Origin of the sequence: Streptomyces sp. NPDC057438, assembly GCF_042802995.1 — a bacterium.
Lineage (GTDB): Bacteria > Actinomycetota > Actinomycetes > Streptomycetales > Streptomycetaceae > Streptomyces.
Genome location: NZ_JBHVDD010000054.1, coordinates 35,412 through 51,302 on the forward strand (window position 1 = coordinate 35,412; position 15,891 = coordinate 51,302).

Annotated in this window: 11 protein-coding genes; 3 read left to right on the forward strand and 8 right to left on the reverse strand. The window is 73.1% G+C overall.

Features of this window, described 5'->3' with window-relative positions; translation table 11 throughout:
* The first annotated feature begins 13 nt into the window (after positions 1 to 13).
* Together ACFU5F_RS26080 and ACFU5F_RS26085 are read left to right on the forward strand one after the other, a co-directional pair.
* Positions 14 to 802 carry an SDR family oxidoreductase gene (locus ACFU5F_RS26080; RefSeq protein ID WP_383891824.1) on the forward strand — a complete coding sequence of 263 codons (789 nt, stop codon included), beginning with the start codon at positions 14 to 16 and terminating at the stop codon, positions 800 to 802.
* A 193-nt stretch (positions 803 to 995) separates the two neighbouring features.
* Positions 996 to 2,570, forward strand: a complete 1,575-nt coding sequence (locus ACFU5F_RS26085) for a sodium:solute symporter family protein (RefSeq protein WP_383891827.1) — start codon at positions 996 to 998, stop codon at positions 2,568 to 2,570.
* Between the two features lie 51 nt (positions 2,571 to 2,621).
* Here ACFU5F_RS26085 and cpt read toward each other — a convergent pair whose 3' ends face one another.
* The 4 genes from cpt to ACFU5F_RS26105 form a co-directional block, all read right to left on the reverse strand.
* Entirely contained in the window at positions 2,622 to 3,209 is a 588-nt protein-coding gene (cpt, locus tag ACFU5F_RS26090; RefSeq protein ID WP_383891830.1) for a chloramphenicol phosphotransferase CPT, read from the reverse strand.
* A 74-nt stretch (positions 3,210 to 3,283) separates the two neighbouring features.
* Positions 3,284 to 3,733 carry a GNAT family N-acetyltransferase gene (locus ACFU5F_RS26095; protein WP_383891833.1) on the reverse strand — a complete coding sequence of 150 codons (450 nt, stop codon included), beginning with the start codon at positions 3,731 to 3,733 and terminating at the stop codon, positions 3,284 to 3,286.
* A 24-nt stretch (positions 3,734 to 3,757) separates the two neighbouring features.
* Positions 3,758 to 4,873, reverse strand: a complete 1,116-nt coding sequence (locus ACFU5F_RS26100) for an ADP-ribosylglycohydrolase family protein (RefSeq protein ID WP_383891835.1) — start codon at positions 4,871 to 4,873, stop codon at positions 3,758 to 3,760.
* Between the two features lie 340 nt (positions 4,874 to 5,213).
* Positions 5,214 to 7,943 carry a tetratricopeptide repeat protein gene (locus ACFU5F_RS26105; RefSeq protein ID WP_383891838.1) on the reverse strand — a complete coding sequence of 910 codons (2,730 nt, stop codon included), beginning with the start codon at positions 7,941 to 7,943 and terminating at the stop codon, positions 5,214 to 5,216.
* A gap of 120 nt (positions 7,944 to 8,063) precedes the next feature.
* Between ACFU5F_RS26105 and ACFU5F_RS26110 the strand changes: the two genes are divergently transcribed.
* Positions 8,064 to 8,585 (forward strand): DUF2165 domain-containing protein, encoded by a 522-nt coding sequence (locus tag ACFU5F_RS26110; RefSeq protein WP_383891841.1) that lies wholly within the window; start codon positions 8,064 to 8,066, stop codon positions 8,583 to 8,585.
* Between the two features lie 63 nt (positions 8,586 to 8,648).
* Here the strand turns inward: ACFU5F_RS26110 and ACFU5F_RS26115 are convergent, their stop codons facing one another.
* The 4 genes from ACFU5F_RS26115 to ACFU5F_RS26130 all read right to left on the reverse strand — a co-directional run bounded on the left by ACFU5F_RS26115 (position 8,649) and on the right by ACFU5F_RS26130 (position 15,776).
* Positions 8,649 to 10,736 (reverse strand): LamG-like jellyroll fold domain-containing protein, encoded by a 2,088-nt coding sequence (locus ACFU5F_RS26115; RefSeq protein ID WP_383891843.1) that lies wholly within the window; start codon positions 10,734 to 10,736, stop codon positions 8,649 to 8,651.
* A gap of 159 nt (positions 10,737 to 10,895) precedes the next feature.
* A complete protein-coding gene (locus ACFU5F_RS26120; protein WP_383891846.1) occupies positions 10,896 to 13,481 on the reverse strand; it encodes a bifunctional FO biosynthesis protein CofGH in 2,586 nt (861 codons plus the stop codon).
* A gap of 503 nt (positions 13,482 to 13,984) precedes the next feature.
* Positions 13,985 to 14,830 carry an LLM class F420-dependent oxidoreductase gene (locus ACFU5F_RS26125; RefSeq protein WP_383891850.1) on the reverse strand — a complete coding sequence of 282 codons (846 nt, stop codon included), beginning with the start codon at positions 14,828 to 14,830 and terminating at the stop codon, positions 13,985 to 13,987.
* A gap of 70 nt (positions 14,831 to 14,900) precedes the next feature.
* Positions 14,901 to 15,776, reverse strand: coding sequence for a serine hydrolase domain-containing protein (locus ACFU5F_RS26130; protein ID WP_383891853.1), 876 nt, complete (start codon positions 15,774 to 15,776; stop codon positions 14,901 to 14,903).
* Positions 15,777 to 15,891 lie beyond the last annotated feature (115 nt).

Here is a 15,891-nt window from a genome sequence, read left to right on the forward strand (position 1 = left end):
CGGGAGGTCTCCGATGTCACTGCTCAGCGGAAAGACGGTCGTCGTCTCGGGAGTCGGGGCCGGGCTGGGCCAGCGGGTCGCCGCGGCGGTCGTACGGGACGGCGGGAACGCCGTGCTGGGGGCGCGCACGGAGGCGAATCTCGCCAAGGCCGCGGCCGACGTGGACCCGGGCGGGGCGCACACGGCGTACCGGGCGACCGACATCACCGACGAGGAGCAGTGCACGGCGCTCGCGGCGCTCGCGCGGGAGCGGTTCGGGGGCGTGCACGCGGTGGTGCACGTGGCGGCCTGGGACAGCTACTTCGGAGGCCTGGAGGACGCCGACTTCACCACCTGGCAGGCGGTCCTCGACGTGAACCTGCTGGGCACCCTGCGGATGACCCGGGCGTGCCTGCCGGACCTGAAGGCGGCGGGCGGCGGGGCGGTCGTCATCATCGGCACGCAGTCGGCGGTGGCCGCGCCCTCGCAGGTGCGCCAGGCGGCGTACGCCGCGTCCAAGGGCGCGCTGACGAGCGCGATGTACTCGCTGGCGCGGGAGCTGGGGCCGCACCGGATACGGGTCAACACCGTGCTGCCCGGCTGGATGTGGGGGCCGCCCGTGGAGGCGTACGTGCGGTTCTCGGCGCACGGCGAGGGGGTGTCCGAGGCGGAGGTGCTGGCGCGGCTCACCGAGCGGACGGCACTGCCGGAGCTGGCCACGGACGGGGACGTCGCGGACGCGGCGGTCTTCCTGGCCTCCGACCGGGCACGGGCGATCACCGGCCAGTCGCTGCTCGTCAACGCCGGGGAACTGATGCGCTGACCTGCCCCACCGAATCCCTCACCCGAGGAGAAGGGTGATCCTTTTCGGCCATCCATTGTTCACGTACATAAACTGAAGTCATCGCTCGGAACTTTTTTACCCCCTCTTGACCTTCCACTTCCTTGCCGTGGCCATGCCACCGAATCCAGAGTTCACATGCCTGACCCTGGCGGCGGACCCTGGAAGGGGGCCCATGAACAGTCTCGACTGGGCCGTGCTCATCGGCTACTTCGGTGTGATGGTCGCCATCGGCGTCTGGTCGCACAAGCGCGTGGACAACGTGAGCGACTTCTTCACCGCCGGCGGCAAGATGCCCTGGTGGCTCTCCGGCATCTCGCACCACATGTCGGGCTACAGCGCGGTGATGTTCACCGGTTATGCCGGTATCGCCTACACCTACGGTGTCACGTCGTTCGTGACCTGGTCGTTCCCCATCGCCCTCGGCATCGCCATCGGCTCCAAGCTGTTCGCACCCCGCATCAACCGGCTGCGCTCCCGGCTGCAGGTGGCCTCACCGCTCGAATACCTGAAGAACCGGTACAACCTGGGCACGCAGCAGGCGTTGGCGTGGTCCGGGATGCTGCTGAAGATCGTGGACGTCGGCGCGAAGTGGGCCGCGATCGCGACCCTGCTGTCCGTCTTCACGGGCGTGTCCCTGAACCAGGGCATCCTGATCACGGGCACGATCACGGCCGTCTACTGCACGATCGGCGGCCTGTGGGCCGACGCGCTGACCGAGCTGGGCCAGTTCGTCATCCAACTGCTGGCAGGCATCGCGATGTTCGTCGCGGTCGTCGCCGAACTCGGTGACTACGGAGGCTTCTTCGGGGTCTGGGACCGCCCGGAGCTGAAGGGCCACGCCGAGCCGCTGGTCGGCCCCTACGGCACGGTCTTCCTGCTCGCCTTCCTCTTCATCAAGCTGTTCGAGTACAACGGCGGCATGCTCAACCAGGCCCAGCGCTACATGGCCACGGCCACCCCGTACGAGGCCGAGCGCTCCGCCCGGCTGTCGGCGATCCTGTGGCTGGTCTGGCCGCTGGTGCTGTTCTTCCCGATGTGGATGTCGCCGCTGCTGGTGAAGTCGGAGACGGGCAACGGCTCCGACACGTACGCCCTGATGACCGAACAGCTGCTGCCGCACGGTCTGCTGGGCCTCGTCATCGTCGGCTTCTTCTCCCACACGATGGCCATGTGCTCGTCGGACGCGAACGCCATCGCGGCCGTCTTCACCCGGGACTGCGCGCCGGTGATCTGGCGCCGGGCGCGGACGTGGAGCGAGGGGCAAGGGCTGCGGGTCGCCCGGATCACGACGGTCGTCTTCCTCGGCCTGTCGATGGCGGCGGCCACCCAGGTCAACTCGCCCGCCTTCAAGGACATCATCACCGTCGTCATCAAGTGGGTCGCCGGGCTCATGGGCCCGATGGCCATCCCGATGATGCTCGGCCTGCTGCGGCCCTTCCGCCGCTCCGGACCGACCGCGGCACTCACGAGCTGGGCCTGCGGCCTGTTCGCCTTCTGGCTGGTGAACTACCCGATCCACTGGAACATCGACGGCGGTGTGCCCCTGCAGTACCAGGTCTCCATCCCGCTGGCCGTCTCGCTCGTGCTGTACATCGTCATCGGCTTCATCAAGCCGGAGGACACCCCCGAGCGGCTCGCGCTCATCGAGATCATCAACACGGACGGCGACGGGGACGGCAAGGGCGGCGCCGGCGCGGCGGCGGTCCCGTCCCGGGGCAAGGACGCGTCCAGTCCGAGCGGGGTCTGAGGCACCGCGTCCGGCAGGTCGCGTACGAGGCCGGTGTCGTACGGCCGTGAGCTACGAGGGCCGTTCCCGGGAGGTGTCCCGGGGGCGGCCCTCGCGTTCGCCGAGGTGGGCCGCGATGGCGCGGGCGCAGGTCAGCGACTCGGTGTGGGTGGTGTCGACCTCCAGGTCGTAGCGCACGCCCTCGTGGACGAGGCGGGCCTGGGCCTCGGCCATGCCCGGGGCCCGGTCGCCCCGGGCGATCTCGCGGCCCGCTGCGACGGCGCCGTCGCAGCGGACGCCGACCCAGAGCACGTCCACGCCCTGCGGGCCGTCGAGAAGCCTCTGCCAGCGCTGCTGGGAGGCCGCTCCGCCGAGGAAGACGTCGTCGACGATGACGCGGGCCCCCGCGCGGACCATGGCCACGAGGCCCTGGGCCCAGGCCTGCTCCAGCGCGCGGAAGTCCGCTCCGATGCCGACCTCGCCGTCGGCCGAGATCGAGATGCCGCCGTCCGACGTCTGCATCCGCGCGGGCATGGCCTCCGTGAGGGAGTCGACGCCGAACGCCAGCCACTGGTCCGGCAGTTCGGCCTGCAGACAGCGCACGATCCCGGACTTGCCGGCGCTGGAACCGCCGTTGAGGATGATCATCCGTGTGGTCACCGGGCTACGGTAGAGGCCCGCTCTCGCGGCACGAAACGCATTTCACGCGGGGCGTGTGGCCTCGGGGCGTGTGCTCACGCGGGGACGCCCGGTCTGCGGGTCAGGAACACGTCCACCTGGTCCTCGGTGTCCAGGTGGAAGCCGTGGCGTTCGTAGAGGCGGCGGGCGGGGCTGCCCCGCAGGACGTTCAGGCGGACCGGGAGCCCGGTGGGCGCCGCGCGGGTGAGGAGGGTGCGCAGCACGGCGGAGCCGATGCCGGTGCCCTGGTGGCGCGGGGCCAGGTAGAAGTGCTCCAGCCAGTGGGCGTCGGCGGCCGGGCGCAGGGCCACACAGCCGGCGAAGGCGCCGCCGACCTCGATGATCCAGGTGTGGGCCGGGTCGAAGGAGTCACGCAGGCGCCGGCGGACGCGCTCGGGGTCGTAGCGGCCGAGACGTTCGAGATCCGGGCGCATCACCACGGCGCGCAGCTCGGCGATGGGTTCGACGTCCGCGGGCAGGGCCGGGCGCATGTTCCAGTCAGCCATGACCGGCACCGTATCCGCGCCGTCTCAGGCGCGCGGGTACCGGGTCAGCCAGCCCGGTACCGCGCCGCCCGGGGCGTGCAGGGCCGGGCCCTGGGTCATTTCGAGGGCGAAGTCGTCGGCGAGGACGAGGATCGTGGGGCGGCCCTCCAGCTCGGCGAGCCAGGCGGGGGGCAGCGCGGTCTCGCCGTGGAGGGCGCCGAGGAGGCCGCCCGTGAGGGCGCCGGACGCCCCCGAGGGGCCACCGTGGTTGACGGCGAGGCACAGACTGTGGCGGACGTCCTCGCCGACGAGCGCGCAGTACACGGCGACGGCCAGCAGGCCCGCCGCCGCGCCGTCACCGGCGAGGCGTTCGACGACGGCGGGGGACGGCGCGCCCTGCCGGGCGGCGGCGACGGCCTGCTGGAGGGCGTCGGCGACGGGCTCGTGGCCGGGGCGGGCCGCCAGCAGGACCAGGGTCTTCTGCACGGCGGCGTCGAGGCCCTCGCCCCGCGCCAGGGCGTGCACGATGACGGCGTACGAGCCGGCGGACAGGTAGGCGGTGGGGGCGCCGTGGGTCTGGGCCGCGCATTCGACGGCCAGCTGGAAGACCAGCTGGGGTTCCCAGCCGACGAGGAGACCGAAGGGCGCGGAGCGGGCCGCGGCCTCGGCGCCGGACGCGCCCGGGTTCTTGGGGGCGTCGAGCGTGCCCATGGTCCCGTCGGCGAAGCCCAGGAGGCAGATGAGGGAGGGGTCGCGGCGCACGTAGAGCCACTCCTCGCGGGCGAGCCAGCCGTCGTCCTTGCGGCGCTCGTCGGGCCCCCAGTCGCGCTGGGTCGCCGCCCAGCGCAGATACGCCCGGTGCAGATCGGTCGGCGGGTGCCACACGCCGGTGTCACGGCGGACCTGGGCGCGGATCAGCCCGTCGACGGTGAACAGGGTGAGCTGGGTGAGGTCGGTGATCGCACCGCGCCTGCCGTAGGCGGAGGCCAGATCGGTCAGCCACTCGGGGCCGTACGCCTCACCGATCTGCGCCAGGCTGAGCTGCTCGACCGGGGCGCCCAGCGCGTCGCCGACGGCCGCGCCCAGCAGCGTCCCGCGCACGCGGCTGCGGAAGTCCTGCTGCTCGACACGCCCCCAGACGGCACCGGCTGTCGCACCCACCCCAGCCTCCTCACGGCCCCTGCCCCGACCCGTACGTCAGTACATCCGTACATCCGTACGCCCGTACGGCTCGACAGTCCAGCACTGTAATCGAACAGGAACCTTCGATTCAGGGCCCGCATCGAGCACGGAACAACACGCGATGTGCGACCGTGCGGGCAATCCAGCACGGACGCGCAGAGGTGAACAGGTCGTGCGCCGGGGTCCCACTCTCGGAGAATCCGTGCGCCGGCGCAACATCCGCAGACGGTCCGTTCCGGACGCTTCACTCCGGGCGGCTCAAGCCGGGCGCTTCACTCCGGGCGGCTCACTCGGGAGGCTTCGCTCCGGCCGATTCGATTCACTCCGGGCGCCGCGGATGCTCCGCCCGCCCCGCCACCGCCGCTGCCGCCCGCTCGTACACGTCCGCGACCGCCGGGTCGCCGGGGAGCAGCGTCCGCGCCCGCTCGGCGTCGGCCAGCGCCCGCTCCGGGGACCCGAGTTCGAGATGGAGGGCGGCGCGGTGGCGCAGGGCCCAGGCGTACTCGGGGGACAGGGCCACCGCCGCGTCCAGGTCGGCGAGGGCGTCGTCGTGGCGGCCCAGCCGGAAGCGGGCGACGCCCCGGCTGGCGTACGCGGAGGCGTACAGGGGGTCCAGCTCGACGGCCCGGTCGTAGTCGGCGAGGGCCTCCTCGTCGCGGCCGGCGTCGCGCAGGGCGTCGCCGCGTTCGCAGCGGACCCAGGGGGCGTCCGGATCGAGGGCGACGGCATGGTGCAGATCGGCCAGCCGCCGCTCGTGCTCACCCCGGGAACGCCGTACGCGCGCCCGGCGCACCAGGGCCCAGACGTACTGCCCGTCCAGCTCCAGCGCGCGGTCCAGGTCCGCGAGGGCCTCGTCGAGGCGGCCCTGTGCGTGCCGGGCGGCGCCGCGCGAGGCCCACGTCGAACGGCGTACGGGGTCGAGGGCGACCGCGCGGTCGAGGTCGGCGACCGCCGCGTCCGGGTCGCCGAGGAGGCGGTGGTAGTCGCCGCGCAGGACGAGGGTGGTGGTGTCGTCGGGCGCCAGCGCGTCGGCCCGGTCGAGGTCGGCCACGGCGCCCGCGTGATCGCCGGCGTGCGCCCGTGCGACCGCCCGGCCCTGCCACGCCGTGGCCGACCCGGGGTCGAGGGCGAGGGCCTGGTCGTACTCGGCCACCGCCCGCTCGTGCGCGCCGTCCCGGTGCAGCGCACGCCCCCGCAGGGCGCGCGCGTACGCCTGCTGCCCGGTGTCGAGGGCGGCCCGGAGCAGCAGGACTCCGAGCGCGTCATGGACGCCGCCCCGCTCCAGCGCGCCCAGCAGGTCCCGCCCCCAACGGGCCGTGTCCTCCTCGTCGGCGTCCTGCCCCGCCTGGGCCAGGGCCTCGGCCCACCGCCGGGCCACCGCCGTGTCCTCGCCGCACGCGTCCACGACGTCCCGCAGCACCCCGGCGAGCGCGCCGCGCTCCCCCGCGCACAGCCGGTGGTACGCCTCGGCCAGCCGCAGCTCACGCCAGCGCGCCTCCCCCCACGGCTCCCTTCCCTCCAGTCCGGCCTCGGCCCGCGCACGCCACCCGGCGAACGCCTCCGCCAGCCGGCGGTGCCGCTCGCCCCAGTCCCGGGGCGACCGCGTCCGCTGCAGCCGCACCATCGGGGCGCGTACGACGTCGTGGAACACCACCCGGTCGCCGCGGTCGGTCACGAAGGGCAGGGCGCGCAGCCAGGCGAACAGCGCGTGGGGGTCCTCTGCGCCCGCGCCCCGGCCGGCTTCCCCGGCTTCCCCGCCGTGCCCGCCGTTCGGCCCCTGGGTCACCCCCTGGCCCGAACCCACCCCCTGACCCGCGCCCGTCACGGCCACGCGGAACACCTCGGCATCCAGCCACCGGGGCAATGCGCAGGTCAGCGCGGCGGCCCGGCGTACCGGGTCACCCTCCCAGCGCAGGAAGCGCTCCACGGCGGTGGCGCTCGCGTCGCCCGCGTCGGCGAGGTCGTCGAGGTCGGCGGGGCGGGCCTCGGCGAGGGTCGAGACCAGGACGGGCAGGCCGCCGGTGAGCCGCAGGACCTCCTCCACCACGGGCGGGGCGAGCACACCCCGGGCCGCGAGGAGACCGCGGGACTCGGCCTCGGTGAAGGGCCTCAGCGGGAGGTCGAGGACGAAGTCGCCGAGGCCGCCCCAGCGGGTGGCGTCGAGCGGGCGCTGTCCGGCCGTCACGAGGACCAGGTTGCCGGGGAGGGGGCCGTAGCGGTCGCCGGAGACGAGGTCGTGCAGCCACGGGTCCAGGAACGCGCCGGTCCGTTCGTAGGTGTCGAAGATCAGGACCAGCCAGGGCTCCTCGGCCGCCGCGCCGGTCAGCTCCTCCAACAGGGCCGGGGTGAGGACGAGTTCGGGGGCGAGCAGCAGTTCGGCGTTCTCGTGACCGCGGGTGCGCGCGCCGAGGCCCGTCCGCAACCGGTCCGCCTGGCGGGCGAGTTGGGCGGGGTCGACGGCGCCGGCGAACGGGCCGACGACCGGGACGAGCCCGAGTGCGACGAGGGTCGCCCGGGCGGCGGCCATGCTCGCGGCCGACGGCTCGGCGGCTCCGGTGAGCCGGGCCCGCGAAGACGCCTCCGGCGGCCCTGACTCCCCCGCTCCCCCCTCGTCCGCCGGTCCCCCGGTCGCCCCGTGCCGCGGTCCCTCCTGCTCGGCCGCGGCCATGGCGGCCAGTTCGGCCTCGTACCGGCGCTCGTGGTGGGCGGTGAGCAGCCGGCCCAGCTCCTTGAACCGCCGCCCCTGCCGGGCGAACCGGTCCGCGATCACGGCCATGGCCTCCGGCACGCTGCCGACGCCGTCGTCGACGTACGCGGTGAGGGCGCCGTGCTCCTGGGCGATCTGCTCCAGCTCCCGGACCAGGAAGGTCTTCCCCATGCCGGCGTTGCCGTGCACATGGAAGAGGAAGCGGCGCCGCTCGTCCTCGACGGGCAGAGCGAGATTGGCGCGGAAAGCGGCCCGTTCGGCGGTCCGGCCGACGAAGCCCTGGCGGGTGCGCCGCCGGATCAGTTCCTGCATCGTCGGGATCGACGGCTGCGCGCGCCCCATGCGTACTCCTCCGGCCGTCCTCGGTTCGCCGTGGTTTTCCGCCATCGGCGCCTCCCATTGTGATCCAACGCGCCGAAAAACACCTGGGGATGGTCCATGGCCCCGGCACATAGTGGAACCATGGCTGAAACCCGGACCCTCCGCGGCTCACTCCTCCCCCTGGCCTCGACCCTGCTCGTCGGCACGGTCGCCCTCTACATGGCGCTGGTGGCGTTCAGCAACATCACCGACTTCGGTACGAACCAGCAGTTCGTCCATCATGTCCTCGCCATGGACACCACGTTCAAGGACGAGGACCTCATGTGGCGGGCCATCGAGTCGAAGGGCGTCCAGGACGTGGCCTACGTCCTGATCATCGTCTGGGAGACCGTGGCGGCCCTGGTCCTCGTCGCCTCCACCGTCCTGTGGGCACGGGCCCTCCGCCACCGCACCTTCCACACGGCCCGCCGCTACAGCACCCTCGGCCTCCTCATGGTCCTCCTCCTCTTCGGCGCCGGCTTCATGGCCATCGGCGGCGAGTACTTCGTCATGTGGCAGTCCGCCGACTGGAACGGCCTCGACGCCGCCCTGCGGGTGTTCCTGCTGAGCGGGGTGGTGCTGGTGGTGACGTATCTGCCGACGGGCGGGACCGAGGCGGGCTGAGGCGGCCTTCCGGGCGACGCACCGCCGGCGGTCGGTGGACCGCCGGCGGTTCGGGAACGGGACTCAGCACAGGCAGGGTTCGGTGCCCCAGCCCAGTCCGTTGATCTGGTCGTCCTCCAGGGCGCCGGTGAACGCGTGCACCTCGTCGACGTCGCCGTGCAGGTACTCGCCCCAGCCGTCGCCGACCTGGGCCCGGCCGATCTGGAGCGGGCCGGTGCTGGGCAGGCCGTCCGCGAAGTCGGCGGTGGCCCCGGTGGCGAGTTCACCGTCCAGGAACAGCTTGATCCGGTCGGTGGCGTCGTCGTAGACGACGGCGATGCGGTGGCCCTGTCCCTCGCCGCCGTCGGCCATCGCCGCCTGTGCCACGACGGTCTCGGGGGCGTCCGGCTCGTCCGCGTTCGGCATGATCAGCTGCCAGGCGTGCGTGGCGGGCTCGTACCGCACCCGGAACACGTCGGTGTGCTCACCGCCCTGGGACAGCACGGTCATCGGGCGGGTCGGCTCGGCGTCCGCGAGGCGCACCACCACGCCGATCGAGAAGCTGTCGGAGGTGTCGACGACGGGCCGCTCCGTGGCCGCGTACCCGCGCTCGCCGTCGAGCGCCAGATGTCCGTCACCGACGAGCGCGTACGGCACGTCGGCGCAGTCCGGGTCGAGGTCCGGGATGCAGGAGCCGCTCGGGCCGCGGTGGATGCTCGCGCCGGTGCCCAGCTTCAGCGGCGCACCGCCGCCCTGTTCCGGGCTGGCCCCGTCCGTCGCGTTCTCCAGCGACCAGTGGGCGAGGGCGCGCGGCTTGCGGTGTCCCAGTTCGGCGGCCTCGTCCGGGACGACGACCCGGTCGTGGACCCGGATGCCGCCGAGTTCGCCCTTCCAGTGGTCGTGGTAGCCCGACCCGTTCCGGGCGCGCCCGATCTGGAAGGCGCCGGCGGCCGCGCCGGGCGCCGCCTCCTTCTTCGTGCCGACCGCCCGGCCGTTGACGTACAGCTGGGCCTCACCGGTCTCGGCGTCGTACACGCCCAGCAGATGGGCCCACTCCCCGGCCTCGGGCGCGCCGCCCGTCAGCCGGGCGCCGCCGACGGCGAACGACCAGACGGGTTCCTCGCCGCGGGCGTCGACACCGAGCGCGAAGCCCGTGGTGTCACCGGCGTCCTGAGCCGCGACGGTCATGGGCCGGTCGGTCCGCGCGGGCCGCGCCCAGCCGCTGACCGCGAACGTCTTCCGGGGGTCGGACACGACCGGGGCACCCGGAGTGAGGTAGCCGCCGCTGCCGTCCAGGGTCGCCGTCGAGGTGAGGGCCGTGCCGCTGGGCGCCGGGCCGCCGAAGGTCACGCCGGTTCCGGCCTCGGCGGCGGTGCCGCTCTCGGCGGCGGCGGTGGTGGCGCCGGCCGGGTCGGCGAGCTTCCAGTGGGCGACCGGGGCACGGCCGGACTTCACGTAGAAGCGGTACGTGGTCTCGCCGCTGCTGCGCCCCGCCCGGTCGATCGCGCGGACCGTCAGTTGGTCGGGCCTGGAGGTGAGCGGCAGGAAGGGGACGGTCACGGCTCCGCCGGGTTCGTCGGGCCGGACGGTGCCGTACGGGCCGCCGATGAAGCCGTACGTGTAGGCGACCACGTCGTCCGAGGGCGAGTCCATGGTGAAGTGGCCGTAGACGCCGACGCCGTCCGTCCAGAGGACGTCCTCCGGGTACTCCGGTGAACTGACCACCGGCTTGTCCGGGTTCACGTCGTCGATGACGAACTCGCAGGCGGAGCCGTCCCCCGCGGAGCTCCAGGGCGACTTCGACGTACCGTCGTCCGCCCGGACGTGCCAGGAGACGACGGTGTTCGCGGGAAGGTCCTCCCACGGCAGCCTGAGGGTGAACGGTGTGCCCGACCACTTCGAGGTGGTCGTCAGCGTCCTGCGCTGCTCGGCGCCCTCGGCGTCCTTCCACCAGAACTCGAACTCCCCGCCGAGGGAGCCGCTGCCGGTGTCGTACAGGACCGCGTTGACCTGAGGGCGCGGATCGGCGACGTACGCCTTGCCGTCACCCGCTCCGCAGCCCTTGCCACCCGTCTTCAGATCCCGCACGAGCGGCTGCTTGGGCGGCGGGTTCTCGGCCGCGTACGCCCCTGTGGACGTGGTCGCCATCATGGCCGCCACGGAGCATCCCATCGCCAGCAGCGCACGGCCGCCGGATCTCCTCAACCCCTCCAACTGTCCCCTCCCCGGTGAGCTTTCCCCATGACCCGTGTGTCGCACGGGCCGGTGGAGGCTAACAGGGGTCACTGACACCGCAGAAAGGGTTTTCCGGACCGGTCACCGGCAGGTGTGTCACTCCAACACCGGCAGCAGTTCCGGCAGATGGCCGTCCGACAGGGTGGCCGCGCGTTGCCGTTCCTCCGGGACCTCGCCGTAGAGGGTGGTGCGGGGTCTGGCGGGGCGGCCCGCCGCTTCGGCGACGGCGATCAGGTCCTTCACCGACTTGTAGGAGCCGTAGGAGGAGCCCGCCATGCGGGAGATGGTCTCCTCCATCAGGGTGCCGCCCAGGTCGTTCGCGCCCGAGCGGAGCATCTCGGCCGCGCCCTCGGTGCCGAGTTTGACCCAACTGGTCTGGATGTTGGGGATGTGGGGGTGGAGCAACAGCCTCGCCATCGCCGTCACCGCCCGGTTGTCGCGCATCGTCGGGCCGGGGCGGGAGATGCCCGCCAGGTACACGGGCGCGTTGGTGTGGATGAAGGGGAGGGTCACGAACTCCGTGAAGCCGCCGGTCTCTTGCTGGATGCGGGCCAGGGTGCGCAGGTGGCCCAGCCAGTGGCGGGGCTGGTCGACGTGGCCGTACATCATCGTCGAGGAGGAGCGGATGCCCAGCTCGTGGGCGGTGGAGATCACCTCGATCCAGGTGGCGGCCGGCAGTTTGCCCTTGGTCAGGACCCAGCGGACCTCGTCGTCCAGGATCTCCGCCGCCGTGCCGGGGACGGAGTCGAGGCCCGCCTCCTTCGCGGCCGTCAGCCACTCGCGGACCGACATCCCGGTGCGGGTCGCGCCGTTCACCACCTCCATCGGGGAGAAGGCGTGGACGTGCATGCCGGGGACGCGGGTCTTCACGGCCCGCGCGATGTCGAAGTACGCCGTGCCCGGCAGGTCGGGGTGGATGCCGCCCTGCATGCAGACCTCGACCGCGCCGAGGTCCCACGCCTGCTGCGCGCGGTCGGCGACCTGGTCGAGGGAGAGGGTGTAGGCGTCGGCGTCCGTGCGGCGCTGCGCGAAGGCGCAGAAACGGCAGCCGGTGTAACAGACGTTGGTGAAGTTGATGTTCCGGGTGACGATGTACGTGACGTCGTCGCCGACCGCCGACTTCCGGACGTCGTCCGCGATGCGGGTGAGCGCGTCGAGCGCCGGGCCGTCCGCGTGCAGCAGGGCGAGCGCCTCGGCGTCCGACAGCCTCGTGGGGTCGTCGGCGGCCGTCGCCAGGGCCGCGCGCACGTCGGTGTCGATCCGCTCGGGGACCATGCCGGGTGCCGCCGCCTCGCGCAGGGCACCCCAGTCGCCGTAGACGGAGTCGAAGTCCTCCCGGCGGTCGCCGGTACGGCCCTCGGTGTCGATGGCGGTGTGCAGATCCGTGCGGCCGGCGGCGACGAAGACCTCCTCGGGCTCCTGCCACGGGTGGCCCTCGACGACGGCGTCCGGGCGCGCGAGCCCGGTCTCCGCATCGGCCAGCGCCCGTACGTGGGGCAGGAGGCGCGGGTCCAGCCAGGGCTCGCCGCGCGAGACGAACTCCGGGTAGACGCAGAGGCGTTCGCGCAGTTCGAAGCCGGCCGCCCGGGAGCGTTCGGTGAGTTCCTCGATCTGCGGCCAGGGGCGCTCGGGGTTCACATGGTCGATGGTGAGGGGGGACACCCCGCCCCAGTCGTCGATCCCGGCGCCGATCAGCCGCTCGTACTCGCTGTCGACCAGGTTCGGCGGGGCCTGGATGCAGCCCGCCGGGCCCATCAGGAGCCGGGCGACGGCCACCGTGGCGACCAGCTCGTCCAGTTCCGCGTCCGGCATGCCGCGCATCGCGGTGTCCGGCTTGGCGCGGAAGTTCTGGATGATCAGTTCCTGGATGCCGTGGTAGGCGCGGGAGACCTTCCGGAGCGCGAAGAGGGACTCCGCGCGCTCCTCGTACGTCTCCCCGATGCCGATGAGGACGCCGGACGTGAAGGGGACGGAGGAGCGGCCCGCGTCCTCCAGGACCCGCAGCCTGACCGCGGGCTCCTTGTCGGGCGAGCCGTGGTGCGGGCCGCCCGGCTCGGACCACAGCCGGGTCGCGGTCGTCTCCAGCATCATGCCCATGGAGGGGGCGACGGGCTTGAGGCGCTGCAAGTCCGTCCAGCTCATCACGCCGGGGTTGAGGTGCGGGAGGAGGCCCGTCTCCTCCAGGATGCGGATCGAGATGGCGCGGACGTACGCGATCGTGTCGTCGTAGCCGTGCGCGTCGAGCCATTCGCGCGCTTCCGGCCAGCGGTCCTCGGGCTTGTCGCCGAGTGTGATCAGCGCTTCCTTGCAGCCGAGGGCGGCGCCCTTGCGGGCCACGTCCAGGACCTCGTCCGGCGACATGAACATGCCGTGGCCGGTGCGGCGGAGTCTGCCGGGCACGGTGACGAAGGTGCAGTAGTGGCATTTGTCCCGGCAGAGCCGGGTGAGCGGGATGAAGACGCTCTTGGAGTACGTGATGACGCCGGGGCGGCCGGCTGCCTCCAGGCCCGCGTTCCGCACGCGTGCGGCCGAGGCGGCCAGGTCCTCCAGGTGCGCGCCGCGCGCCTGGAGGAGGACGGCCGCCTCGGTCACGTCGAGGGCCACGCCGTCGCGGGCGCGTTTGAGTGCCCGCCGCATGGAGTTCTCGGTCGGGCCGGTCCCGGAGGTCGCGGAAGTCGTCATTCGTCGAGCATACGAGCGGCTTGGCTCCGCCTTGCCGGGGGATCCACGTGGGGCTGGGGACGGCGGGGGGTGGGGGGTGGGGGGTTCGGTGTGTTGGCGGGTGCGGGCCGGTGGGGGTTGATCGCGCAGTTCCCCGCGCCCCTGAAAAGCCGGGGCACAAGCCCAGGACTGGAACGCCACCGGCACCGGCCTGAAGCGGGCGCCCCAGGGGAGGGGACGTGCTGTGTGTCGGTGGGTGCGGGTCCGTGGAGGCTGATCGCGCAGTTCCCCGCGCCCCTGAAGAGCCCAGGCCCCGGCGGCCCGAGAGATCAGCCTCCTTGCAGCCCTGAAAGACCAGGCCTTGGGTCTCAAAGCCCAGGCCCAGCGGGCCTGAGAAGTCGGGGCGCAGCCCCGGCCTTTCAGGGGCGCGGGGAACTGCGCGGGACGCCCCACCGGACCCGCACCCGCCGGAGCGACCCGCACCCCCGAGCTGGACGGCGTGAACGGCCCTGAAACCGGGCCCGCTAGAGAAACGTGCCGTACTCGTCCAGCAGCCCGAGCACCTCCGCCTCCCCCGCCGGAGGCAACTGCACCACGGCCTCCTCGATGCCCAGCTCCGCGTAGTACGCCAGCTTCCCCGCACTCGGCTGCACCGCGTACGGCACCACCTGCAACCCCGCGGGATCGCGCCCCGCGTCCGCCCACGCCGCCCGCAGCACCGGCAGCGCCTCCCCCAGCCCCCGCCCCCCGATCGGCAGCCACCCGTCCGCGTACTCGGCGATGTGCGCGAACAGCTTCGGTCCCGCGGCCCCGCCGATCAGCGTCCGCGGCCCCACCACCGGCCCGCGCGCCTTCTGCACCGGCTTCGGATACGCGGAACTCGCCCGCACGCTCCCGAACTCCCCCTCGTACGCCGTCGGCTCCTCCGCCCACAGCGCCCGCATCAGCGCCATCCGGTCCCGCACCAGCTCCCGCCGGGTACGCCAGGTGACCCCGTGGTCGGCGGCCTCCTCCACGTTCCAGCCGTAGCCGAGGCCGAGGGTGAGACGGCCGCCGGAGAGGTGGTCGACGGTCGCGATCTGCTTCGCGAGGTCGATGGGGTCGTGCTGGGCGACCAGCGTGATCCCGGTACCGAGCCCCAGCCGCTCGGTGACGGCGGCGGCCTGGCCGAGCGCCACGAAGGGGTCGAGGGTGCGGCCGTACTCGCGCGGCAGGTCTCCGCCGGCCGGGTACGGGGTCGTCCGCTCGACGGGGATGTGCGTGTGCTCGGGGAGGTAGAGCCCCGCGAAACCGCGTTGCTCCAGCTCACGGGCGAGCCGGGTCGGGGTGATCGTCTCGTCGGTGAGGAAGATCGTCACGGAGATGCGCATGGAGCCATCTGTAGCGGCTCGGGACGGGGTTGTCCATACCGACCGGTCGGCACTTGGCGTTGGGGGGTGGTCACGCGCGGCCCGTCGCCGCGAGCACCCTCGTCGCGAGACGTTCCGTGCGGGCCAGGCCGCCGAGCCGGTGGAGCAGGATCCACCGCCCGTCGTCGTACGCGGCGGCCAGCACGGACGAACCGCGGGTCGCGCCGTCGTGCCACCTGATCGAGGGGCCGCGCTGCCAGGAGGGCGCCGGTTCGCCGAGCCGGCGCTCGACGAGCAGGGCGACGAGGACGTACGCCAGTGTCCGGCAGGTGGACCACAGGCCGCCGGCCGGCAGGACCGGACCGGTCAGCGTCCACAGCGGGCGCGGCCGGCCGAACGGGTCGCGCGGTACGAGCCGTCGGCCCTCCGGCGGACCCGCCGTCACCGCCCCCGCCTCCAGCCCCAGCGGCGCCAGGACGTGACGGTCGACGAGCTCCTGGTACGAGCGCCCCGTGACCGCCGTGAGCGCGGACCCGAGCACGGCGTAGCCGAGGTTGGAGTACTCCCGCTCGCCCACCCGTCCGGCCGTCAGCCGGTCCAGGCCGCGCAGCGACTCCCGCAGCGCCGCCTCCGTGAAGGGGAGATACGGGTCGTCCGGCGGGCCCGGGGGCCCGGCGGGCAGACGGGGCAGGCCCGAGGTGTGCTCGGCGAGATGCCGGAGGGTGATGCCCGTGCCGCACGGCACCTCGTCGAGGCAGTCCTCCAGCGGGGTGTCGAACCCGACCGCCCCCTCCGCCGCGAGCCGGGCCAGCACGGTTCCCGTGAGCACCTTGGTCAGCGAACCGATCTCCACGAACCGGTCCACGTCGTGGCCGTGCGCCACCCGGTCGGTGATACCGGCGCCGCCCAGCAGGCAGGTGGGTGTGCGCATGCCCTGTGCCTCCTGCTCCTCGTATGTCTCCGACATGTCCTTCCCGGGCGAGACGAAAACCGGCGATTTCCTTCCCTTGTCCCCCAGTTCACCACCGCATAGGAAGGTGGCACTCACCACCCCTGCACCACCCACGCCATGTCACTCACGA

Bases quoted from the DNA above. Each gene is read 5' to 3' on its own strand.
- ACFU5F_RS26080 (WP_383891824.1), top strand. From the start codon at position 14: ATGTCACTGCTCAGCGGAAAGACGGTCGTCGTCTCGGGAGTCGGGGCC.
- ACFU5F_RS26085 (WP_383891827.1), top strand. From the start codon at position 996: ATGAACAGTCTCGACTGGGCCGTGCTCATCGGCTACTTCGGTGTGATG.
- ACFU5F_RS26095 (WP_383891833.1), bottom strand. From the start codon at position 3,733: ATGGCTGACTGGAACATGCGCCCGGCCCTGCCCGCGGACGTCGAACCC.
- ACFU5F_RS26105 (WP_383891838.1), bottom strand. From the start codon at position 7,943: ATGGGGCGCGCGCAGCCGTCGATCCCGACGATGCAGGAACTGATCCGG.
- ACFU5F_RS26110 (WP_383891841.1), top strand. From the start codon at position 8,064: ATGGCTGAAACCCGGACCCTCCGCGGCTCACTCCTCCCCCTGGCCTCG.
- ACFU5F_RS26115 (WP_383891843.1), bottom strand. From the start codon at position 10,736: ATGGGATGCTCCGTGGCGGCCATGATGGCGACCACGTCCACAGGGGCG.
- ACFU5F_RS26120 (WP_383891846.1), bottom strand. From the start codon at position 13,481: ATGACGACTTCCGCGACCTCCGGGACCGGCCCGACCGAGAACTCCATG.
- ACFU5F_RS26125 (WP_383891850.1), bottom strand. From the start codon at position 14,830: ATGCGCATCTCCGTGACGATCTTCCTCACCGACGAGACGATCACCCCG.
- ACFU5F_RS26130 (WP_383891853.1), bottom strand. From the start codon at position 15,776: ATGTCGGAGACATACGAGGAGCAGGAGGCACAGGGCATGCGCACACCC.